Annotated in this window: 16 protein-coding genes; 7 read left to right on the forward strand and 9 right to left on the reverse strand. The window is 66.0% G+C overall.

Annotated elements, in window-relative coordinates:
* Positions 1–3: 3 nt before the first annotated feature.
* On the reverse strand, positions 4–984 hold the full coding sequence (thiL, locus tag CLU94_RS16410; RefSeq protein WP_099666384.1) for a thiamine-phosphate kinase: 981 nt from the start codon (positions 982–984) through the stop codon (positions 4–6).
* A gap of 88 nt (positions 985–1,072) precedes the next feature.
* Between thiL and CLU94_RS16415 the strand changes: the two genes are divergently transcribed.
* Positions 1,073–1,666 carry a hypothetical protein gene (locus CLU94_RS16415; RefSeq protein ID WP_099666385.1) on the forward strand — a complete coding sequence of 198 codons (594 nt, stop codon included), beginning with the start codon at positions 1,073–1,075 and terminating at the stop codon, positions 1,664–1,666.
* Between the two features lie 2 nt (positions 1,667–1,668).
* Here the strand turns inward: CLU94_RS16415 and CLU94_RS16420 are convergent, their stop codons facing one another.
* Positions 1,669–2,190: a MarR family winged helix-turn-helix transcriptional regulator gene (locus CLU94_RS16420; protein ID WP_099668348.1), complete on the reverse strand. Its 522-nt coding sequence runs from the start codon at positions 2,188–2,190 to the stop codon at positions 1,669–1,671.
* Positions 2,191–2,315: 125 nt separating this feature from the next.
* Here CLU94_RS16420 and CLU94_RS16425 point away from each other — a divergent pair, with 125 nt between their 5' ends.
* The 4 genes from CLU94_RS16425 (at position 2,316) to CLU94_RS16440 (ending at position 7,000) form a co-directional block, all read left to right on the forward strand.
* Complete coding sequence (locus CLU94_RS16425; RefSeq protein ID WP_099666386.1) at positions 2,316–3,503, forward strand: MFS transporter; 1,188 nt, start codon at positions 2,316–2,318, stop codon at positions 3,501–3,503.
* 40 nt (positions 3,504–3,543) lie between these two features.
* Positions 3,544–4,137 carry an SMI1/KNR4 family protein gene (locus CLU94_RS16430; RefSeq protein WP_099666387.1) on the forward strand — a complete coding sequence of 198 codons (594 nt, stop codon included), beginning with the start codon at positions 3,544–3,546 and terminating at the stop codon, positions 4,135–4,137.
* On the forward strand, positions 4,121–4,489 hold the full coding sequence (locus CLU94_RS16435) for a hypothetical protein (protein ID WP_218965302.1): 369 nt from the start codon (positions 4,121–4,123) through the stop codon (positions 4,487–4,489). Before CLU94_RS16430 ends, CLU94_RS16435 begins: the two co-directional genes overlap by 17 nt.
* Before the next feature lie 192 nt (positions 4,490–4,681).
* The gene (locus CLU94_RS16440) at positions 4,682–7,000 is read left to right on the forward strand and encodes an NADP-dependent malic enzyme (protein ID WP_099666388.1); all 2,319 of its coding nucleotides are present in this window, start codon (positions 4,682–4,684) and stop codon (positions 6,998–7,000) included.
* Between the two features lie 53 nt (positions 7,001–7,053).
* On the opposite strand, the gene CLU94_RS16445 is transcribed toward CLU94_RS16440, so the two are convergent.
* From CLU94_RS16445 to CLU94_RS16460, 4 genes are all read right to left on the reverse strand, one after another.
* Positions 7,054–7,923, reverse strand: a complete 870-nt coding sequence (locus tag CLU94_RS16445) for a hypothetical protein (RefSeq protein ID WP_143451438.1) — start codon at positions 7,921–7,923, stop codon at positions 7,054–7,056.
* A 69-nt stretch (positions 7,924–7,992) separates the two neighbouring features.
* The gene (locus CLU94_RS16450; protein WP_099666390.1) at positions 7,993–8,829 is read right to left on the reverse strand and encodes a universal stress protein; all 837 of its coding nucleotides are present in this window, start codon (positions 8,827–8,829) and stop codon (positions 7,993–7,995) included.
* A gap of 312 nt (positions 8,830–9,141) precedes the next feature.
* Positions 9,142–10,155: a response regulator gene (locus CLU94_RS16455; RefSeq protein WP_099666391.1), complete on the reverse strand. Its 1,014-nt coding sequence runs from the start codon at positions 10,153–10,155 to the stop codon at positions 9,142–9,144.
* Positions 10,152–13,514: an MHYT domain-containing protein gene (locus tag CLU94_RS16460; protein WP_099666392.1), complete on the reverse strand. Its 3,363-nt coding sequence runs from the start codon at positions 13,512–13,514 to the stop codon at positions 10,152–10,154. The genes CLU94_RS16455 and CLU94_RS16460 overlap by 4 nt, the downstream gene beginning before the upstream one ends.
* A 297-nt stretch (positions 13,515–13,811) precedes the next feature.
* On the opposite strand from CLU94_RS16460, the gene CLU94_RS16465 reads away from it, so the two are divergent.
* On the forward strand, positions 13,812–14,618 hold the full coding sequence (locus tag CLU94_RS16465) for a class I SAM-dependent methyltransferase (protein WP_218965303.1): 807 nt from the start codon (positions 13,812–13,814) through the stop codon (positions 14,616–14,618).
* 3 nt (positions 14,619–14,621) lie between these two features.
* Here CLU94_RS16465 and CLU94_RS16470 read toward each other — a convergent pair whose 3' ends face one another.
* From CLU94_RS16470 to CLU94_RS16480, 3 genes are all read right to left on the reverse strand, one after another.
* Positions 14,622–15,122, reverse strand: a complete 501-nt coding sequence (locus CLU94_RS16470) for a hypothetical protein (protein ID WP_034780522.1) — start codon at positions 15,120–15,122, stop codon at positions 14,622–14,624.
* A 64-nt stretch (positions 15,123–15,186) separates the two neighbouring features.
* Entirely contained in the window at positions 15,187–15,933 is a 747-nt protein-coding gene (locus tag CLU94_RS16475; protein WP_099666393.1) for a M56 family metallopeptidase, read from the reverse strand.
* 7 nt (positions 15,934–15,940) lie between these two features.
* Positions 15,941–16,357 carry a GNAT family N-acetyltransferase gene (locus tag CLU94_RS16480; RefSeq protein ID WP_180278681.1) on the reverse strand — a complete coding sequence of 139 codons (417 nt, stop codon included), beginning with the start codon at positions 16,355–16,357 and terminating at the stop codon, positions 15,941–15,943.
* Positions 16,358–16,504: 147 nt separating this feature from the next.
* On the opposite strand from CLU94_RS16480, the gene CLU94_RS16485 reads away from it, so the two are divergent.
* On the forward strand, positions 16,505–16,897 hold the full coding sequence (locus tag CLU94_RS16485) for an Imm10 family immunity protein (RefSeq protein WP_099666394.1): 393 nt from the start codon (positions 16,505–16,507) through the stop codon (positions 16,895–16,897).
* Positions 16,898–16,923 lie beyond the last annotated feature (26 nt).

Consider the following 16,923-nt stretch of genomic DNA (forward strand, 5'->3'; position numbering starts at 1 on the left):
AACTTAGTCGCTGAAGTGGTCGAAAGACGATAAGCGCAGGTCGAGCGGCTGCCCCCTTGCATCCACCAGCCGCAGGCCTGCCTGCGCCTCGATGTTGCCCACGCGCGTGACGGGCGTGCCGCAGCTTGCCGCCAGGGCGGCGATGGCCTCGCGCGACGATGTCGGCGCCGTGAAGCACAGTTCATAGTCGTCGCCGCCGGCGGCCGTGTAGCGGCGGCGCACGCTGGCCGCTTGCCGCGCCAGCACGGGGCCGGCCGGCAGGGCGTCGACGTCGAGAGTGGCGCCCACTTGCGACGCTTTCAAGATATGGCCCAGGTCTCCCACCAGGCCGTCCGAGATGTCGATGGCCGCATGCGCCAGGCCCGCCTCGGCCAGGGCGCAGCCCAGCGCCACGCGGGGCGTGGGCGTGTGCATGCGCGCGGCCGCTGTCAGCAGGTCGGCGGGCGCCAGCTCCTGTTCCATGCGGTAGCCGGCCAGCGCCAGGCGCGCGTCGCCGATCGTGCCGCTGACCCAGATATCGTCGCCCGCCACGGCCGCGCTGCGGCGCAGGGCCTGGCCCGGCGTCAGTTCGCCAAACACGGTGATGCAGATATTTAAGGGGCCCTTGGTGGTGTCGCCGCCGATGAGTTCGCAATCAAAGGCGTCGGCCAGCGCGAACAGGCCGTCGGCAAAGCCGGCCAGCCAGGCGCGTTCCGCCTGCGGCAGGGCCAGGGCCAAAGTAAATGCGACGGGACGCGCGCCCATGGCGGCCAGGTCGGACAAATTCACGGCCAGGCTTTTGTGGCCCAGCATGCGGGCGTCGGCGCCGGCAAAGAAGTGCCGGTCCTCGACCAGCATGTCCGAGGAGATGGCGATCTGCTTGCCCGCGCCGGGAGTTATCAGCGCGCAATCGTCGCCGATGCCCAGGGTGGCGCGGCCGGGGCGCTGGCGCACGAAATATTGTTTGATCAGGTCGAATTCGGAAAGCGCGTCGTGTGGGGCCATGGTTCGTCTGCAGGTTGAGTAAGGGTGTGGCGCCACTATTATAGGCTGGCCTACAATGCCCGTCTTTGCCAGCCTTGTTCATTTTTCTATGCCCCTACACGATATCCACACCGTGCTGCAGTCGTATCTTGACGACGGCTGGCTGCGCGAACCGCAGGCCGTCGGCCTGGACACGTTTACGGCGCCGGAACTGCTGGCGCGCGGCTTTGATGAACTGTGCGACGGCGGCCAGCTGTGCCTGTATGAGGATGAGCGTTGGTTCCGCCGTGCCGGCCGGGCCGTGCAGGCCTCTTTCAAGGTGTATCTGCAGCAGGGCCGCTTGCACGCGAACGGGCTGGAGCTCGGCTATCAAGTGCGCCTGGCCAGCGTGCTGCGCGCGGCGCGGCGCCCCCTGCCGCCGTTCCGGCTGCTGCTGGAAAGTGGCGCCCACAGCGGGGCGCTGCTGTTCGACAGCGGCCTGGTGCTGCAGTTCGCGACCAACCTGCATGGCGCGCCCCGCCATTATTTCCTGACCCTGGTCGAGGGGCAGTTGCCCGATCCCGGTGCGGGCGAACTCGACCTGCGCGCCGCCAGCGAGGGCCACGTCCAGGCCCTGTATGGACACTGTGCGCCGGAAGAATTGCAGCGCCAAGCCCGGCGCGGCCATGCGGCCCTGCGCGAGCTGGCGCGCCTGCTTTCCTAAACTTAGACTTTCTTCGCCTGCGCCATGCCGTGCAGCAGCTTGGCCAGCAACTGGTCGAGCTGGCGCTGCTCGTCCGAGTTCAAAGCCGAGAGCATCGCGCGTTCGTTGTCCACGTGCAACAGCACCAGCCTTTCAATCAATTCCAATCCCCTTTGCGTCAGGGCCACCAGCACGCCGCGCCGGTCCGTCGGATGCTTCCGGCGTTCGATCAGGCCGGCCGCTTCCAGGCGGTCGATGCGGTTGGTCATGCCGCCCGAGGACAGCATGGCCGCCTCGTACAGGGCCGTCGGCGTCAGCGCATATGGCGCACCGGAGCGGCGCAGGGTGGCCAGCACGTCGAATTCGCCCGGCTGCAAGCCGTGTTCCGCAAACAGGGGGTTGAGCCAGTCGCGCGCCATCAGCTGCGCCACCGTGCCCAGCTGGCCCACCAGCTGCATGGCGTTCGTATCCATCTGCGGCAGTTCGCGCTGCCATTGTGCGGCGGCAAATTGCGCGCGCGTGTGTTCTTGCGGGGTATCTGTCATGGTGCCATCCATTTATCTCGACATCAAGATACATTTCTATCTTTATGTTAAGATACTTTTCATCGAGTTATTTTATATGACGCATTAAACCATGTGCCTCCCAGCGAGGCAAGGACTACTCTCCCATGCCATCCGAACGCCCCGTCTCTTCCCCGCTTCCCTCGTCCGCCCTGGTGGTGGCCGCCATCATCCTGCTGGGCCTGAACCTGCGCCCCATCCTGGCCGCCATCGGCCCCTTGCTGGACAGCATCCAGGCCGGCACGGGCCTCAGTAATGCCGACGCGGGCTTGCTGACCACCGTGCCCGTGTTCGCCATGGGCGTGTGCGCCTTGCTGGGCGCGCAGCTGCAGCGCCGCCTGGGCGTGGCGCGCGGCATCGGCATCGGCATCGCCATCATCGCCTGCGCCTGCGCGCTGCGCTGGCCCTTGCACGGCAGCGGCGGCCTGATCGCCACGGCGGCCCTGGGCGGCCTGGGCATCGCGCTGGTGCAGGCGCTGTTGCCCGCCTTCATCAAGCGCCATTTCCCCGCGCGGGCAGGGCAGCTGATGGGGTTTTATACGACGGGCATCATGGGCGGCGCGGCCATTGCAGCCGCCTCCGCCTCACCGCTGGCGCAGTCGCTGGGTTGGCAGGCGCTGCTGGCCCTGTGGGCGCTGCCCGCCGTGGCGGCCGCGCTGCTGTGGCGCCGCGCATCGGCCTCGCGCGTGGACGTGGCCGGCGGCGCCGGCGCCAGCCTGCCCGTGGGCAGTGGCCGCGCCTGGCTGCTGATGGTGTTTTTTGGCATCGGCACGGGCGCCTACACGCTGGTGCTGGCCTGGCTGCCGCCGTTTTATACGGAACTGGGCTGGAGCGCGGCCGACAGCGGCTTGCTGCTGGGCGGCCTGACCCTGGTGGAAGTGCTGGCGGGACTGGTCATTTCCAGCGTCATCCACCGCTTTCCCGACCGCCGCATCCTGCTGCTGTCTGTCCTGCTGGCCGTGCTGGCCGGCCTGGCTTGCCTGATCGTGGCGCCCGCGCAACTGGCGCTGCCCGCCGTGATATTCCTGGGCTGCGGCATCGGCGCCCTGTTCCCCCTGTCGCTGATCGTCAGCATGGACCATGTGACGGACCCGGCCGGCGCCGGCGCGCTGCTGGGCTTTGTGCAGGGCGGCGGCTACATCATCGCCAGCAGCATGCCCTTCATCGCCGGCCTGATCCGCCAGCATTCGTCCAGCCTGGCGCAGGCGTGGATGGTGATGGCCGCCGGCGTCGTGGTCTTGTTGCTGATCGCCGTGCGCTTCGCACCCGGTGCTCATCTGGCCCCGTCGCGTTAGCGTGCGCTTGCCGGGTGCCGGCAGTTGCTATATTTCGCCCATGAACATCGTCGACCACTATTTGACAGGATTGCGCCAGGCCATGCCGCCGGAACCGCTGGCGGAGCTGGCGCTGGCCAGCGGCGCCAGCGCGGCGCAACTGGCCAGCCTGCGCGAAACGTATCCGCTGTGCCCGGACAGCCTGCTGCGCTTGCTGGGCCAGTACAACGGCACCTATTATCAGAAGTATGCGGGCGGCACGGTGCTGGTATACATGCTGGGCTCGGACGTGTTCGAGTATCCGTATTACCTGAGCTCCGTCGAGCAGATCCTCAAGGACGGGCAGGCGAACCAGCGCAGCATCGCCGACATCTACGGCCATTATCTGGACGACGATCCCGGCATCGTCGACGCCCGCATCGACGCCGGCATCCGGCAGGGCCAGCGCCTGTGTTTTTCGCATTGCATGAACAATGGCGGCTCGTCCCGGCTGTATATCGATTTCACGCCCACGGCGTCGGGCAAGGTGGGGCAGGTGGTGCGCTTCCTGCACGATCCCGACAGCTACCTGGTCATCGCCGACAGCTTCGACTCGTATTTGCAGATGCTGATCGATGACGGCTATGCCTTCCTGACAGATGAAAATTTTGAATAACCGGGCCGCGCCGCCGTCCCTGCTGCCCGCCAACCGCCGCATCGTGCTGTCCGGCGAGGATGCGCTGCGCATCCTGCGCGAGATCGAATTCCTGCTGCAGTCGCTGCATCACATCGGCCGCCATTATTATCCCGACGGCGACGATGACGGCGCCGATGCCCTGCGCCGCGCGCAGTATTGCGCGGAGACGACGCGCTTCATCGACGCGCAGCAAGCGACGACGCGCCTGGCGCTGATGCGCCGCATTTTGTCCGCGCCGTTCGACGGCACCCTCGGCGCGGACGACATGGACGATATCGAGCGGGCCGTCGCCGCGCTGCCGCTGTGGCGCGCCGCCGATATTCCATCATAAAAACTAATTGGAATCTAAAATTCGATAGTTTTTCCTGTTCAGGACGTTTGTGCCGCCGCACGGCCTTACAATGCTAGGTTATGCGTTTTCGTGATATCAGACTGTGGCTAGCGGAAAATACCTAGCTAATTGAAAGAATCGGTCTGATAAAATCCGGAACACCCGATCGACCAAACAGGAAGGCAGCACAGCATGGATTCGTCATCTGATAAAAAAGAAGAATTGCGTCAACAATTGCGCTTGGCCGCACTCGAGTATCACGAGTGCCCGCGCCCCGGCAAAATCAGCGTGACGCCGACCAAACAACTGACCAACCAGCGCGACCTGGCGCTGGCCTACTCGCCAGGCGTGGCCGCTCCCTGCGAAGAAATCGTCATCGATCCGGCGAATGCCTATAAATATACGGCGCGCGGCAACCTGGTGGCCGTCATCACCAACGGCACGGCCGTGCTGGGACTGGGCAATATCGGCCCGCTGGCCGCCAAGCCGGTGATGGAAGGCAAGGGCGTGCTGTTCAAGAAGTTCGCCGGCATCGACGTCTTCGACATCGAGATCAACGAGATGGACCCGGACAAGCTGGTCGACATCATCGCTTCGCTGGAACCGACCTTCGGCGGCGTGAACCTGGAAGACATCAAGGCGCCCGAGTGCTTCTACATCGAGCGCCAGCTGCGCGACCGCATGAAGATTCCCGTCTTCCATGACGACCAGCACGGCACCGCCATCATCGTCGGCGCGGCCATCCTGAACGGCTTGAAAGCCGTCGGCAAGAAGATCGAGGATTGCAAGCTGGTCGTGTCGGGCGCGGGCGCCGCGGCGCTGGCCTGCCTGGACCTGATCGTCGACCTGGGCTTCCCGCTGAAAAACATCTACGTCACCGACCTGGCCGGCGTCGTCTACAAGGGCCGCACGGAACTGATGGACCCGGACAAGGAACGCTTCGCGCAAGACACGCCGCTGCGCACCCTGGCCGAGATCATCCCGGACGCCGACATCTTCCTCGGCGTCTCCGCCGGCGGCGTGCTGAAGCAAGACATGGTGCGCAAGATGGCGCCGAACCCGCTGATCCTGGCGCTGGCCAACCCGAATCCGGAAATCCTGCCGGAAGAAGTCAAGGCCGTGCGCAGCGACGCCATCATCGCCACGGGCCGTTCGGACTATCCGAACCAGGTCAACAACGTGCTGTGCTTCCCGTACATCTTCCGCGGCGCCCTCGATTGCGGCGCCACCACCATCACGCGCGAGATGGAAATCGCCGTCGTGCACGCGATCGCCGACCTGGCGCATGCCGAGCAGTCCGACATTGTGGCCACCACCTACGGCATCAGCAACCTGTCGTTCGGTCCTGAATACCTGATCCCGATGCCGTTCGATCCGCGTCTTCTGATCAAGATCGCCCCGGCCGTCGCCAAGGCGGCCGAGGATTCGGGCGTGGCCACGCGTCCGATCAAGGACTTGCAAGCGTACGCGGACAGCCTGCAGCAATTCGTCTACCGCAGCGGCACCTTCATGAAGCCGCTGTTCCTGATGGCCAAATCCACGCCGGCCGAACTCAAACGCATCGTCTACGCCGAAGGCGAAGAAGAGCGCGTGCTGCGCGCCGTGCAAGTGGTGGTCGATGAAAAACTGGCGCGTCCCATCCTGGTCGGCCGTCCACCGGTGCTCGAAGCGCGCATCCAGAAGTTCGGCCTGCGCCTCAAGCAAGGCGTCGACTTCGACGTGATCAACCCGGACTTCGACGAGCGCTATCGCGATTACTGGAATACGTACTACGCCATGACGAGCCGCAAAGGCGTCACCGAGGAATACGCTAAACTGGAAATGCGCCGCCGTCACACCCTGATCGGTTCGATGATGATCCACAAGGGCGACGCCGACGGCATGATCTGCGGCACCTTCGGCACTACCCAGCTGCACCTGAAATACATCGACCAGGTGCTGGGCAAGCGCGCCGGCAGCAATGTCTACGCCGCCATGAACGTGCTGATCATGCCGGAACGCCAGCTGGTGATGGTCGACACGCACGTCAATGAAAACCCGGACGCGGACCAGTTGGCCGAGATCACCATCATGGCCGCCGAAGAGATGACCCGTTTCGGCCTGTCGCCGCGCGCGGCCCTGCTGTCGCACTCGAACTTCGGTTCCAGCGACAGCGCCTCGGCGCAAAAGATGCGCGCCGCGCTGGCTATCATCAAGGAACGCGCGCCGGACCTGGAAATCGACGGCGAAATGCACGGCGATACGGCCCTCGACAGCAAGCTGCGTCAAAAAATCATGCCGAATTCGGCACTGAAGAACGACGCCAACCTGCTGGTCATGCCGAACATCGAATCGGCCAACATCGCCTACAACCTGGTGAAGACGGCGGCCGGCAACGGCATCGCCGTCGGTCCGATCCTGCTCGGTTGCGCCAAGCCCGTGCACATCCTGACGCCATCGGCCACCGTGCGCCGCATCGTCAACATGACGGCCCTGTGCGTCGTCGACGCCGTGGCGCAGCGCAAAGCCTAAGGGTTTAGCTACCGCCTGAAAGCCGCGCCATCCGCAAGGAGGCGCGGCTTTTTTTACATGGGCGACACGGGCAGGGCCGCGGCGGGCGGATGGCGGCGCAGGTAGTAATGGCGGTACAGCATGATCTCGCCCCATACCAGCAGCAGCGCCGCCAGCGCGAACAGGCCCAGCGTGATCTTGAGCGAATTGAAATAGGCGCCGGCTTGCCGTTTGATGGCGTCGATGAAGATCATCGGCACTGACTTGTCGAGTTTGCTGAAGTCGGCATGGCGCGCTACGTCGGTGGTCAGGCGCACGGCCAGGTCGGTGCCCAGCGCGGCCAGCTCGCCCGTCGCCTGGCCACGGAAGTTGGCGCCCTTGAGCGCTTCGCCGAGCAGGCCGACCCTGGCGATCAGCTGTTCCTGCAGCACCTGCGTCAGCAGCACGCTGCCGCGGCGCAGAATGAATTCATTGATCCAGCGCGCCTTGCTGCGTTCCCAGTAGCTGCTGGACGTGGGCTGGTAATACATGCCTTGCACGAACGGTTCGAGCAGGCTGCGCACGCTGATGGGCTGGCCCGGGGCGATCAGCTTGACCTGCTGTTCCAGGTAGACGCGCAGCGCCGGCATCTGCGCTTCGACCACGGGCTGCAAGTCGCGCTCGAGGGCCTGGTTGACCACGCGGTGCACGCTGTGCACGGCGCCAAATCCGGCACCGAGGAGCGGCAGCGCGAGCAGGATCAGCACATAGCTGAGCTTGGCGGCCACATGCCAGGCGCGGGGACGGCGCACCAGCAGGCATTTTCTGGCCAGCTGGTAGCAGATGCCGAGCGCCAGCACGAAGCCGGCCGCGCTGCACAGCAGCATCCACGGCAGGGCGCTCCACAGCAGTTCGCCACCGAATGGCACCAGGCTATTGCCCCAATTGACGAGTTGTTGGTTCATGTACATTGCTTTGATATGGATAAACAGGCAAGTATACCCATTGTGCAACGACATGGAGCGCGCTTGGTGTCAGTGCGCCATCAGCACCGGCAAGGTCATCTGGCGCAGCACGGTTTCCGTCACGCCGCCCAGCAGGATTTCGCGGAAGCGCGCGTGGCCGTAGCCGCCCATCACCAGCAGGTCCGCATGCACTTCGGCGGCCATGGCCAGCAGCGCCGCGCCGATGTCGCCCGTGGCGACGGCCGGGCGCACTTCCACGGGCACGCCATGGCGGCTCAGGTAGGCGGCGATGTCGGCGCCCGGATGGCGCGCCGGCTGCGCGTGGCCGACCGGCGGGTGCAGCAGGGCCAGCACCACCAGGCGCGCCGCGCGCAAGAGGGGCAGGGCGTGGCCGATGGCGCGCGTCGCTTCCATGCTGCCATCCCAGGCCACCACGACCGTGTTGTCCACCTGTGCGAACTGGCCGCTGCGCGGCACGATCAGCACGGGACGGGCAGCGTTCAGCATCACGTAGGGCACCAGGTCGCTCATGGCGCCGGGCAAGGCTTCGCTGTCGTCGTGCTGGCTCAGCACGGTCAGATCGCTGTAGCGGGCGCTGACGGCCATGCCGCCATCCTCGTCGTCTTCGATCAGGCGCCGCTCGAGCGAGGCGGCGCCGGCCTGGCGCGCCAGCGTCTCGAACTGGTCCAGCGCCTGTTCCGCCTGCCCATGCAAGGCTGAAATCTGCGCCGCCACGGCGCCGCCGCGCATGCCGCGGTTGTTTTCCAGGGTAAAGCGCGACATGCCCGTCATGGCGGCGCCGATCAGGTGCGCCTGGTGCGCGTGCGCCAGCCGCGCCGCGATGGCGATGCGCTGCGGCGCATGGCGCGACAGGTCGGCGTGGACGAGGATGGATTTGTAAGCCATGTTGTCACTCGGTAGTCAGGATGGCAACAAGGCTAGAACGGCAACACGGGCAAGTCCAGCATTGCCGTGCTGGCCGGGGCTTTTCCTATGCTGGGCTTGATGTAAGTCAAAAAAAGAGAGGCCAGGGCCATCTGCAAGTGCGCAGCCAGGAAAGTGCGAGCTGTTTGATGTGCATCAAAATGCCTGCCCCAGCGCCAGCCATAATGGCATTGAACTCCTGGCCCCTCCAGTGGTCTGCATCGGCGCCGGCGCCATCTGTCCGGCACTTGCTTGTGTGACGCAACAACGCTGGCCGTGGCGGGAGTTCACTCTTCAAGCGGGCGCGAGGTGTTCCGCTTTCTCTGCCCAGCGCAGCCGGATGGCGTCGATGGCGGGCAATTCCCCGACAAACAGGTCGACCAGCCGCGCATCGAAATGGCTGCCTTGTTGCGCTTGCAGATAGCCCACGGCGTCCGTCACCGACCACGCGCGCTTGTACGGGCGCACCGAGGTCAGCGCGTCGAACACGTCCGCCACGGCGACGATGCGCCCCGCCAGCGGGATCGCTTCGCCTGCCAAGCCGTTCGGGTAACCGCTGCCATCCCATTTTTCATGGTGCGACACGGCGATGGCGCGCGCCAGCGCCAGCATGCCGCCTTCCGCATGTTCGCCGATGATGTCGCCGCCGATGCGCGCGTGCGTCTGCATGATGCTCCATTCGTCCGCGTCGAGCTTGCCCGGCTTTTGCAGGATGCGGTCGGGAATGCCGATCTTGCCCACGTCGTGCATGGGCGCCGCGTGCAGCAGGTCGTCAGCGGCGGCCTCGTCCATGCCGGCGGCCACGCCCAGCAGGCGTGCGTAATGGCTCATGCGGATCACGTGCAAGCCTGTTTCATTGTCCTTGTATTCGGCCGCCAGGCCCAGGCGCTGGACGATCTGCAGCCGCGTTTCCTTCAATTCATCGATGCGCACCAGCGACAGGTGCGTGCGCACGCGGGCGCGCACGATGGCGGGGCTGAGCGGCTTGGTGATGTAATCGACGGCGCCCGCCTCAAAACCGCCCAGTTCGTCGCGCATGTCGTTCAGGGCCGTGACGAAAATGACGGGAATGGCGGCCGTCAGCGGCGCGGCCTTCAGCTGGCGGCAGGCGTCGTGGCCGCTCATGCCGGGCATCATCACGTCGAGCAGGATCAGGGCCGGGCGCTCCTGCTGCGCCAGTGCCAGCGCCCGCGCACCATCCTTGGCGAACAGCAGCGCATAGTCGTTCTGCAAGATCTGGCGCAGCAATTGCAAATTGGCCGCCTCATCGTCGACGATGAGAATCACGGGCCTGGCTGGTGCATTCATGGGGACTCCGGGGCGTAGGTGTGCAGCAAGTCGTGCAGCAGCGACTGTGCCAGGGGGAAATCAAAGTCGTCGATGGCATGCAGCAGCGGCGCCAGCTCGTCCGCTTGCGCGCCCATGGCGTGCTGCAACTGTGCTTGCGCCGCGTCATCGAGTTCGCCGCGCCGCAAGGCGCTTAACAGGGCATTGGCCGCTTGCCGGACGGCGGGCGCGTCGATGGCCGCCGCCGTTGCCGCCGGCAAGACAGGCGGCGCCAGCCGGGCGATGGCGGCCGTTGCCGCCGGCCATTGCGTCAGCAGGGCGCCCAGGATCTCGTCGAGCTGCTGCGCCGTGGCGGGAGCGGCACCGGGACCGGGACCGGCGCAGCATTGCTCCAGCGCCGCCAGGCTGGCGGCCAGTTGCTCCAGTCCCAGGTTGGCGGCCACGCCGCGCAACTGGTGGCTGTGCGACAAGAGCGCCGCGTGGTCGCGCGCCTCGATGGCGGCCAGCAGGGCGGGCGGCAGGCGCGGATGTTCGCGTCCGAAACGGGCCAGCGCCGCGCGGTAGGCGCTGTCGTTGCCGGCCCAGCGCTGCAGGGCGCCCACATGGTGCAGCACCCGTCCGCCAGCGGGCGGCGGTGCGAGGCTATCGTCGGCCGGGTCCGCCGCCAGGCCCAGCACGCGCGCGATTTCCAGCGCCAGCGCCTGCCATTCGACGGGCTTGGTGGCGAAACCGTCCATGCCGGCCGCCCGCGCCGCCTTGCGGTGCGCCTCGAGCACGCTGGCCGTCATGGCGATCACGGGCACGCGCGGGCGTCCGTCGCGCAGGGCGGCGGCACGGATGGCTTGCGTGGCGGCCAGGCCATCCATGTGCGGCATTTGCAAGTCCAGCAGCAGCACGTCGAAGTCATCCTGCTGCGCCAGCTGCAAGGCTTGCGCGCCATCGCCGGCCGTGACCACCGTGTGGCCACGCTTGCCCAGCAGTAAGCTCAGCAGTTCCAGGTTTTGCGGCACGTCGTCGGCGGCCAGCACGCGCAGGGGCGGCAGGCGCACGCTGCGTCGTTCGCTGGCGGGCAGCGCCGCCTGGCGCGCCGGCAGCAAGGGCAGCATGACGTGGAACACGCTGCCGTGCGGCAAGGCGGCATCGGCCCAGATGCGCCCCTGCATCAGGGTCACCAGCTGCCGGCTGATGGTGGTGCCCAGGCCCGTGCCGCCGAAGCGCCGCGTGGTCGAGGCGTCCGCTTGCACGAACGGGTCAAAAATGGCGTCGCGCCGTTCCGCGGGGATGCCGATGCCGCTGTCCTGCACCAGCAGGTGCAGCTGGCCATCGTCGCGGCGCGCCGCCAGGCTGACGACGCCGCCGGGCGTGAACTTGATGGCGTTGTCGAGCAGGTTGCCCAGCACTTGCCGCATGCGCAATTCGTCGCCATGCAGCAGGGCCGGCAGTTGCGGGTCGTACTGCACCTCCATGCGCAAGCCCTTGGCGCGCGCATGGATGCCATACGTGGACGCCAGTTCGTCGACCAGCGCCAGCAGGCTGTAGTCGCGCAATTCCAGCGCCACGGCGCCCTTGTCCAGTTTGGCAGTATCGAGCACTTCGTTGAGCAGGCGCAACAGCGAGCGGCCGGATTGGCGTACGGTATCGAGGTGGCGCCGCTGCTCCGGCGCCAGCGGCGAGTCGAGCAGCACATCGGTAAAACCGAGGATGGAATTCATCGGCGTGCGGATTTCATGGCTCATGTTGGCGACGAAGCTGGCCCGCGTGGCGGCCGCCAGCTCCGCTTTTTCCTTGGCCATGCGCAAGTCTTCCTCCATTTGCCGCCGTTCGCTGATGTCGAGGATGACGCCGTCGACCCAGCGTACGGCGCCTGCCGCGTCGTGCACGACGGTGCCCCGCTCCCACAGCCAGCGCGCCGTGCCGTCGGCATGCAGCAGCCGGTATTCGAGCAGGTAGGGCTCGCCGCTGGCGACGCTGCGGTTGAAGACATCGATGACGTAGGCGCGCTCTTCGCTGGCGATCAGGCCCGTGATGGTGCGGCGCGGCGCGGCGCCGAGAAAGTCGGCGGGCGGATAGCCGGTGACCCCTTCCACGCCATCGCTGATGAACAGCATGGGCTGGTTTTCCGCCGTGGTGCAGCGAAAGGCGATGCCGGGCAGATTGCCGATCAGCGAGCGCAACTGCTGCTCGCTTTCGCGCAGGGCGGCCAGCATGGCGCGCCGTTCGCTGATGTCCGTAATGAACAGCACATATAAATCCTGGTCGGCCAGGCGCGCGCTGGCCATCGAGCGCTGCACGGCGACCGGTACTCCATCCTTGCGCAGGTAGACGATTTCCTCGCTGGTGTGGACCGCCTCGCCTTCGCCCGTGCGCAGGTAGTGCAGCAGGCCCTGCTGTTCCGACTGGCGCACGTCGCTGACCAGCAGGCTGACGTGGCGGCCGACAATTTCCGCCGACCGCCAGCCGAGGATGCGCTCGGCGGCGCCGTTGAAGTCGACGATGTCGCCATGCCGGTCGATGGTGATGACGCCGTCGACCGTGCTCGTCAACAGCGAGCGCGTCCAGTGTTCGCTCTGGTTCAGGTGGCGAAACAGTTCGCGGTAGCGCAAGATGCCCACGGCCGAGGCGACGAGGATCGTCAGGGCGATGGTCAGCAGGGTCACGCTGATCACCAGCATGGGCCGGTTGGCATCGGCATCATTGCCTGGGGGAATCGTCCCCACGAAGCGGGCGGCTTGCATGCCCATGTAATGCATCCCGGCAATCGCGCAACCCATGACGCCAGCGCTGATCAAGGTGCGCCGCGAGGCGGACACGCGGCCGCTCCAGCCGCGCAGGCCGAAGCGTATCCACAGGGCCACGGTGGCCAGCGCCACGGCAACGACGAGCGACAGCGCGAACAGCAGCGGGTCGTAGCGCAGCGACAGGCCCATGCGCATGGCGTGCATGCCCGTGTAATGCATGGCGCCGATGCCCAGGCCCACCAGCAGGCCGCTCCTGAGCAGCAGCGGCGCCGTGACGGCGCGCCGGCTGATGGTGGCCAGGGCCACGAACGAGGCCGCCACGCTGGGCACGATGGATAGCAAGGTCAGGCCCGGATCGTAGGCGACGCTGGTGCCCAGCTCGAAGGCCAGCATGCCGATGAAATGCATGGCCCACACGCCGCAGCCCAGCGCCAGGCTGCCGGCCAGCAGGCACAGCAAGTGCAAGCGGCGGCTGATGCTTGCCTGCGCGCGGCTGTACGCAGTCATCTGGAAGGCCATCCACGACGTGAAAATGGCGATCACGAGCGACAGCAGCACCAGGCCCGGCGCATGCTGGCCGTGGTGCAGCTGGGCCGGATCGGCGGGAAGGTGGAACAGGTGCTGGACGCTGGCAGGTATCATCGTGGGCAGGCAAATAGAGCGTCGTGGCGCTGAAAACAGGATCGGGGCCGGCCATCGCTGCGGGTGGCCGATGCAAATGACCTTACCAGATTTCTGGAAACAAATATCTTATTTGTAATTATTTTCTCTGTCGTGCAAGCCGTGCGCAGGCGGAAAAGTGGGGCGCAGGCCTCGCCGCACCAAGGGAATGGCGGTGCGGACGAAGAAGTTTCCATCAGGAATTGTGTGGTTTTTTTGCAAAGTGCGACGTCTCGCCAGGCGTCATGCTACATTCGCGTCCTGCTTTTTTCTGAAAGGATGACGATGCCTTTAGGTAACAACTTCTTGCGGCATAATCAGCAAGCCTGGGATGCCCAGGCGGCCCGGAACAGTCCCTGGTCGCAGCCCGTCGACAGCGCCACCATCGCGGCGGCGCGCGCCGGACAGTGGCTTATCCACCTGACGCCCGGCCCCTTGCCGGCCGGCTGGCTGGATGACGTGCGTGGCAAGCGCATCCTGTGCCTGGCCGGCGCCGGCGGGCAACAGGCGCCCGTGCTGGCGGCCGCCGGCGCACATGCGACCGTCTTTGATCTGTCTGAGCAGCAACTGGCGCAAGACCGCATGGTGGCCGAGCGCGACGGCTTGCAGTTAATCATCGTGCAGGGCGACATGCGCGACCTGGCCTGCTTCGCCGACGCCAGCTTCGATGTCATCGTCCATCCCGTGTCGAACCAGTACGTGCCCGATATCGCCCCCGTGTGGCGCGAATGCGCGCGCGTGCTGGCGGACGGTGGCGTGCTGTTGAGCAGTTTCTTCAACCCGGCCGTGTTCATCGGCGACCGCGATCCGCAATGGGCAAAACAGGGCTTGATACGGCCCCGTTTCGTGCTGCCGTATTCGGATGTGGAGGATATGGACGCCGATGCGCTGGCGGCGCGCATGGAAAGGGGCGAGGCACTGATCTTCGGCCACGGCCTGGACAGCCAGATCGGCGGCCAGCTGGCGGCGGGCTTCATGCTGGCGGGTTACCACGAGGAAATGCATCCCCACCCGCGCTTTGAAATTGAAAAATACCTGCCCAGTTTTATCGCCACGCGCGCCGTCAGGCTGGCGCGCGCGGGATAGCGTTTAGTTGTAGGGCTGCAAGTCCAGCCAGACGGCATACGACAGGCGCTTGCCATTCCACAGTCCGCCGCCGCGGATGACGGCGTCGCACGAGGTCAGCTGGCCCACCAGATCCATGCGGCCCAGGTTGCGGCGCAGGCGCAGCGCGTCGTTGTGCGACAGGTAGCCGACCAGCTGGCCGTCGATGAAGACGGCGATGGCCTTGTCCTGGAACGGGTTGGCATCGTCGCAGACGAGCAGGGCCAGGCATTTCTCTTCCGCATTGCCGGGACCATGCTCGCCGGCCAGTTTGGCGATGGCGGGCTGGTACATCGATTCGTTTTCCACTTCCGACGCAAAGCGCCCCTCATCGGTCCAGTGATGCGCGGGTGCGCCCGCAGGAATCGCCGGCACATACTGGCGCACCGACATGAGCGGCTTGTGCAGCGGTTTGGCGGGCGTGCGGCCGCTGAAGACGTAGTACAGCAGGGCGATGACGATCACGATGGCAAGCAGGTAAAGCATGGTATCTCTCTGATTTCTGAAGGGGAAGCCGGTGGCGCAGGCGCATTGCGCGGCGTTGCCGCTACTATAGCAAGTTCGCCGTCCGGTCCCGGGTAAATCTGGCCATCAGGCGGCGCCGCCGGCGCAGTGCGCGCGGGTCGATCAGCACGATAGGCGAGGCGCCCGTCAAGCCCGAATAATACTGGCCGTGCTGGCGCAGGACGATGGCATAGTCGCGCGGCGCGTGGCCCTGCGCCAGCATGCGCGCGTCGCAATCGACTTCGATGGCAAAGCGCAGCCGGTGCAGCTGCCACCACAGGGGCACATTCCACGGCATGAGAATAATCAAGGCGTACGCCACGGCCAGCAGCTGCGGGTCGCGCGCGGCCAGCCGGCATTGGGCGTGCGCCAGCAGCAGCGCCTGTTGCTGGAACGAAATCAGTCGCAGCCAGACGGGCATCACGATGCGCGGCCGCAGCAGTCCCGCCACGCAGGGACCGATGCCGCCGCTCAGGAAGACGGGCGTGTCCAGCAAGGTGCTCTTTTGCCAACGGCGCTGGTGCGACAGCAGCCAGACGCTGCGCAGCGCCAGCAGCATCAGCATGCCGCTCGATAGCATGAACCAGCCCAGTTTCAGCTGCGCCTGCTCCGCCGGCATGGCCGCCAGCACGCCGGGCAGCCATGCCAGGGGCACGATGGCGGACGCGGCGATGGCCGCCAGCCACAGCCAGCGCGTCGTGCGGCCGCGCCTTTGCCGCACGCGCTCGGCGCGCCAGGCGGCGGCGCTCAACAGCAGCGCCAGCGCCATGGTGCACAGCAGCCAGGCCGGCATCGGGCGCCTAGCGCTTCAGCGCCATGCCGACGGAGGCGGGCGCCGTGTGCTTGAAACCGAACTGCGCGTACAGGTCTTGCGCCTGGCCATCGGCGATCAGGCTGACATACGCGCTTTCCGGCACGTCGCGATCGATGAACTGGCGGATTTCGCGCATGATCAGCTTGCCCAATCCCTTGCCCTGGTGGGCCGGCAGCACGGCGATATCGACGACCTGGAAGAAGCAGCCGCCATCGCCGATGATGCGGCCCATGCCCACCACCTCGTCGCCATGCAGCACTTGCACGGCAAACAGGGAATTCGGCAAGCCCCTGGCCGCGGCATCCGTGGTTTTCGCGCTCAGGCCGGCGGTGACGCGCAGGTGCTGGTAGGTGGCGATGGATGGGATGGCCAGGCGGGTGGTGTAGGGCGATGCTGCGGTCAAGGCGGTCTCCTGTAGAAATAGTTTGGAGCGGCAATTATAGGCGGCGATGGATTTTCGTGACGGCAGGCTTTATTCATCGCGCCCTATGTCGTCCGTGCCGCTTTTGCGCTATGGTGGCGCCATCCCCATATTTGTTGAAAGCACGCCATGTCCGCAGGATTTACCGCCACCGAGTTGTCCGTCATCAACGAAGACGACGCCCTGATCACCACCCTGGCCGCGCCAGCCGGCAAAGGCGAGCCCGTCTACCTGATGTTGCAGCGCGCCGACGAGTATGACGAGCAGGACGTGGCCATGGGCATGGACGAGCCTTACATCGAATATGGCGGCCAGGAATTTGCCTGGTACGGCCACATGCACGCCGTCATCCTGCATCCGACCCGTTTGTCCGTGCAGATGGATGCCGAGGCCGCCATGCAGATGGACGACGACGGCCAGATCGACGTGCGTTTCAACTTGACGCCCGAGCGCTACGCCCAGCTGCAGCAGGCGTTGCGCACCACGTTCGAGGGCTGCGACTACTATCGCGAAGAACGTTGATCTGCGCGGACGCCGCCGGCCATGAT

The sequence above is a fragment of the Janthinobacterium sp. 13 genome (assembly GCF_002749695.1).
GTDB lineage: Bacteria > Pseudomonadota > Gammaproteobacteria > Burkholderiales > Burkholderiaceae_D > Janthinobacterium > Janthinobacterium kumbetense.

What these genes read in the sequence shown, in the direction of transcription:
- thiL (WP_099666384.1), bottom strand. Translation starts at nt 984, where the DNA reads ATGGCCCCACACGACGCGCTTTCCGAATTCGACCTGATCAAACAATAT.
- CLU94_RS16415 (WP_099666385.1), top strand. Translation starts at nt 1,073, where the DNA reads ATGCCCCTACACGATATCCACACCGTGCTGCAGTCGTATCTTGACGAC.
- CLU94_RS16420 (WP_099668348.1), bottom strand. Translation starts at nt 2,190, where the DNA reads ATGACAGATACCCCGCAAGAACACACGCGCGCGCAATTTGCCGCCGCA.
- CLU94_RS16425 (WP_099666386.1), top strand. Translation starts at nt 2,316, where the DNA reads ATGCCATCCGAACGCCCCGTCTCTTCCCCGCTTCCCTCGTCCGCCCTG.
- CLU94_RS16430 (WP_099666387.1), top strand. Translation starts at nt 3,544, where the DNA reads ATGAACATCGTCGACCACTATTTGACAGGATTGCGCCAGGCCATGCCG.
- CLU94_RS16435 (WP_218965302.1), top strand. Translation starts at nt 4,121, where the DNA reads ATGAAAATTTTGAATAACCGGGCCGCGCCGCCGTCCCTGCTGCCCGCC.
- CLU94_RS16440 (WP_099666388.1), top strand. Translation starts at nt 4,682, where the DNA reads ATGGATTCGTCATCTGATAAAAAAGAAGAATTGCGTCAACAATTGCGC.
- CLU94_RS16445 (WP_143451438.1), bottom strand. Translation starts at nt 7,923, where the DNA reads ATGAACCAACAACTCGTCAATTGGGGCAATAGCCTGGTGCCATTCGGT.
- CLU94_RS16450 (WP_099666390.1), bottom strand. Translation starts at nt 8,829, where the DNA reads ATGGCTTACAAATCCATCCTCGTCCACGCCGACCTGTCGCGCCATGCG.
- CLU94_RS16455 (WP_099666391.1), bottom strand. Translation starts at nt 10,155, where the DNA reads ATGAATGCACCAGCCAGGCCCGTGATTCTCATCGTCGACGATGAGGCG.
- CLU94_RS16460 (WP_099666392.1), bottom strand. Translation starts at nt 13,514, where the DNA reads ATGATACCTGCCAGCGTCCAGCACCTGTTCCACCTTCCCGCCGATCCG.
- CLU94_RS16465 (WP_218965303.1), top strand. Translation starts at nt 13,812, where the DNA reads ATGACGATGCCTTTAGGTAACAACTTCTTGCGGCATAATCAGCAAGCC.
- CLU94_RS16470 (WP_034780522.1), bottom strand. Translation starts at nt 15,122, where the DNA reads ATGCTTTACCTGCTTGCCATCGTGATCGTCATCGCCCTGCTGTACTAC.
- CLU94_RS16475 (WP_099666393.1), bottom strand. Translation starts at nt 15,933, where the DNA reads ATGCCGGCCTGGCTGCTGTGCACCATGGCGCTGGCGCTGCTGTTGAGC.
- CLU94_RS16485 (WP_099666394.1), top strand. Translation starts at nt 16,505, where the DNA reads ATGTCCGCAGGATTTACCGCCACCGAGTTGTCCGTCATCAACGAAGAC.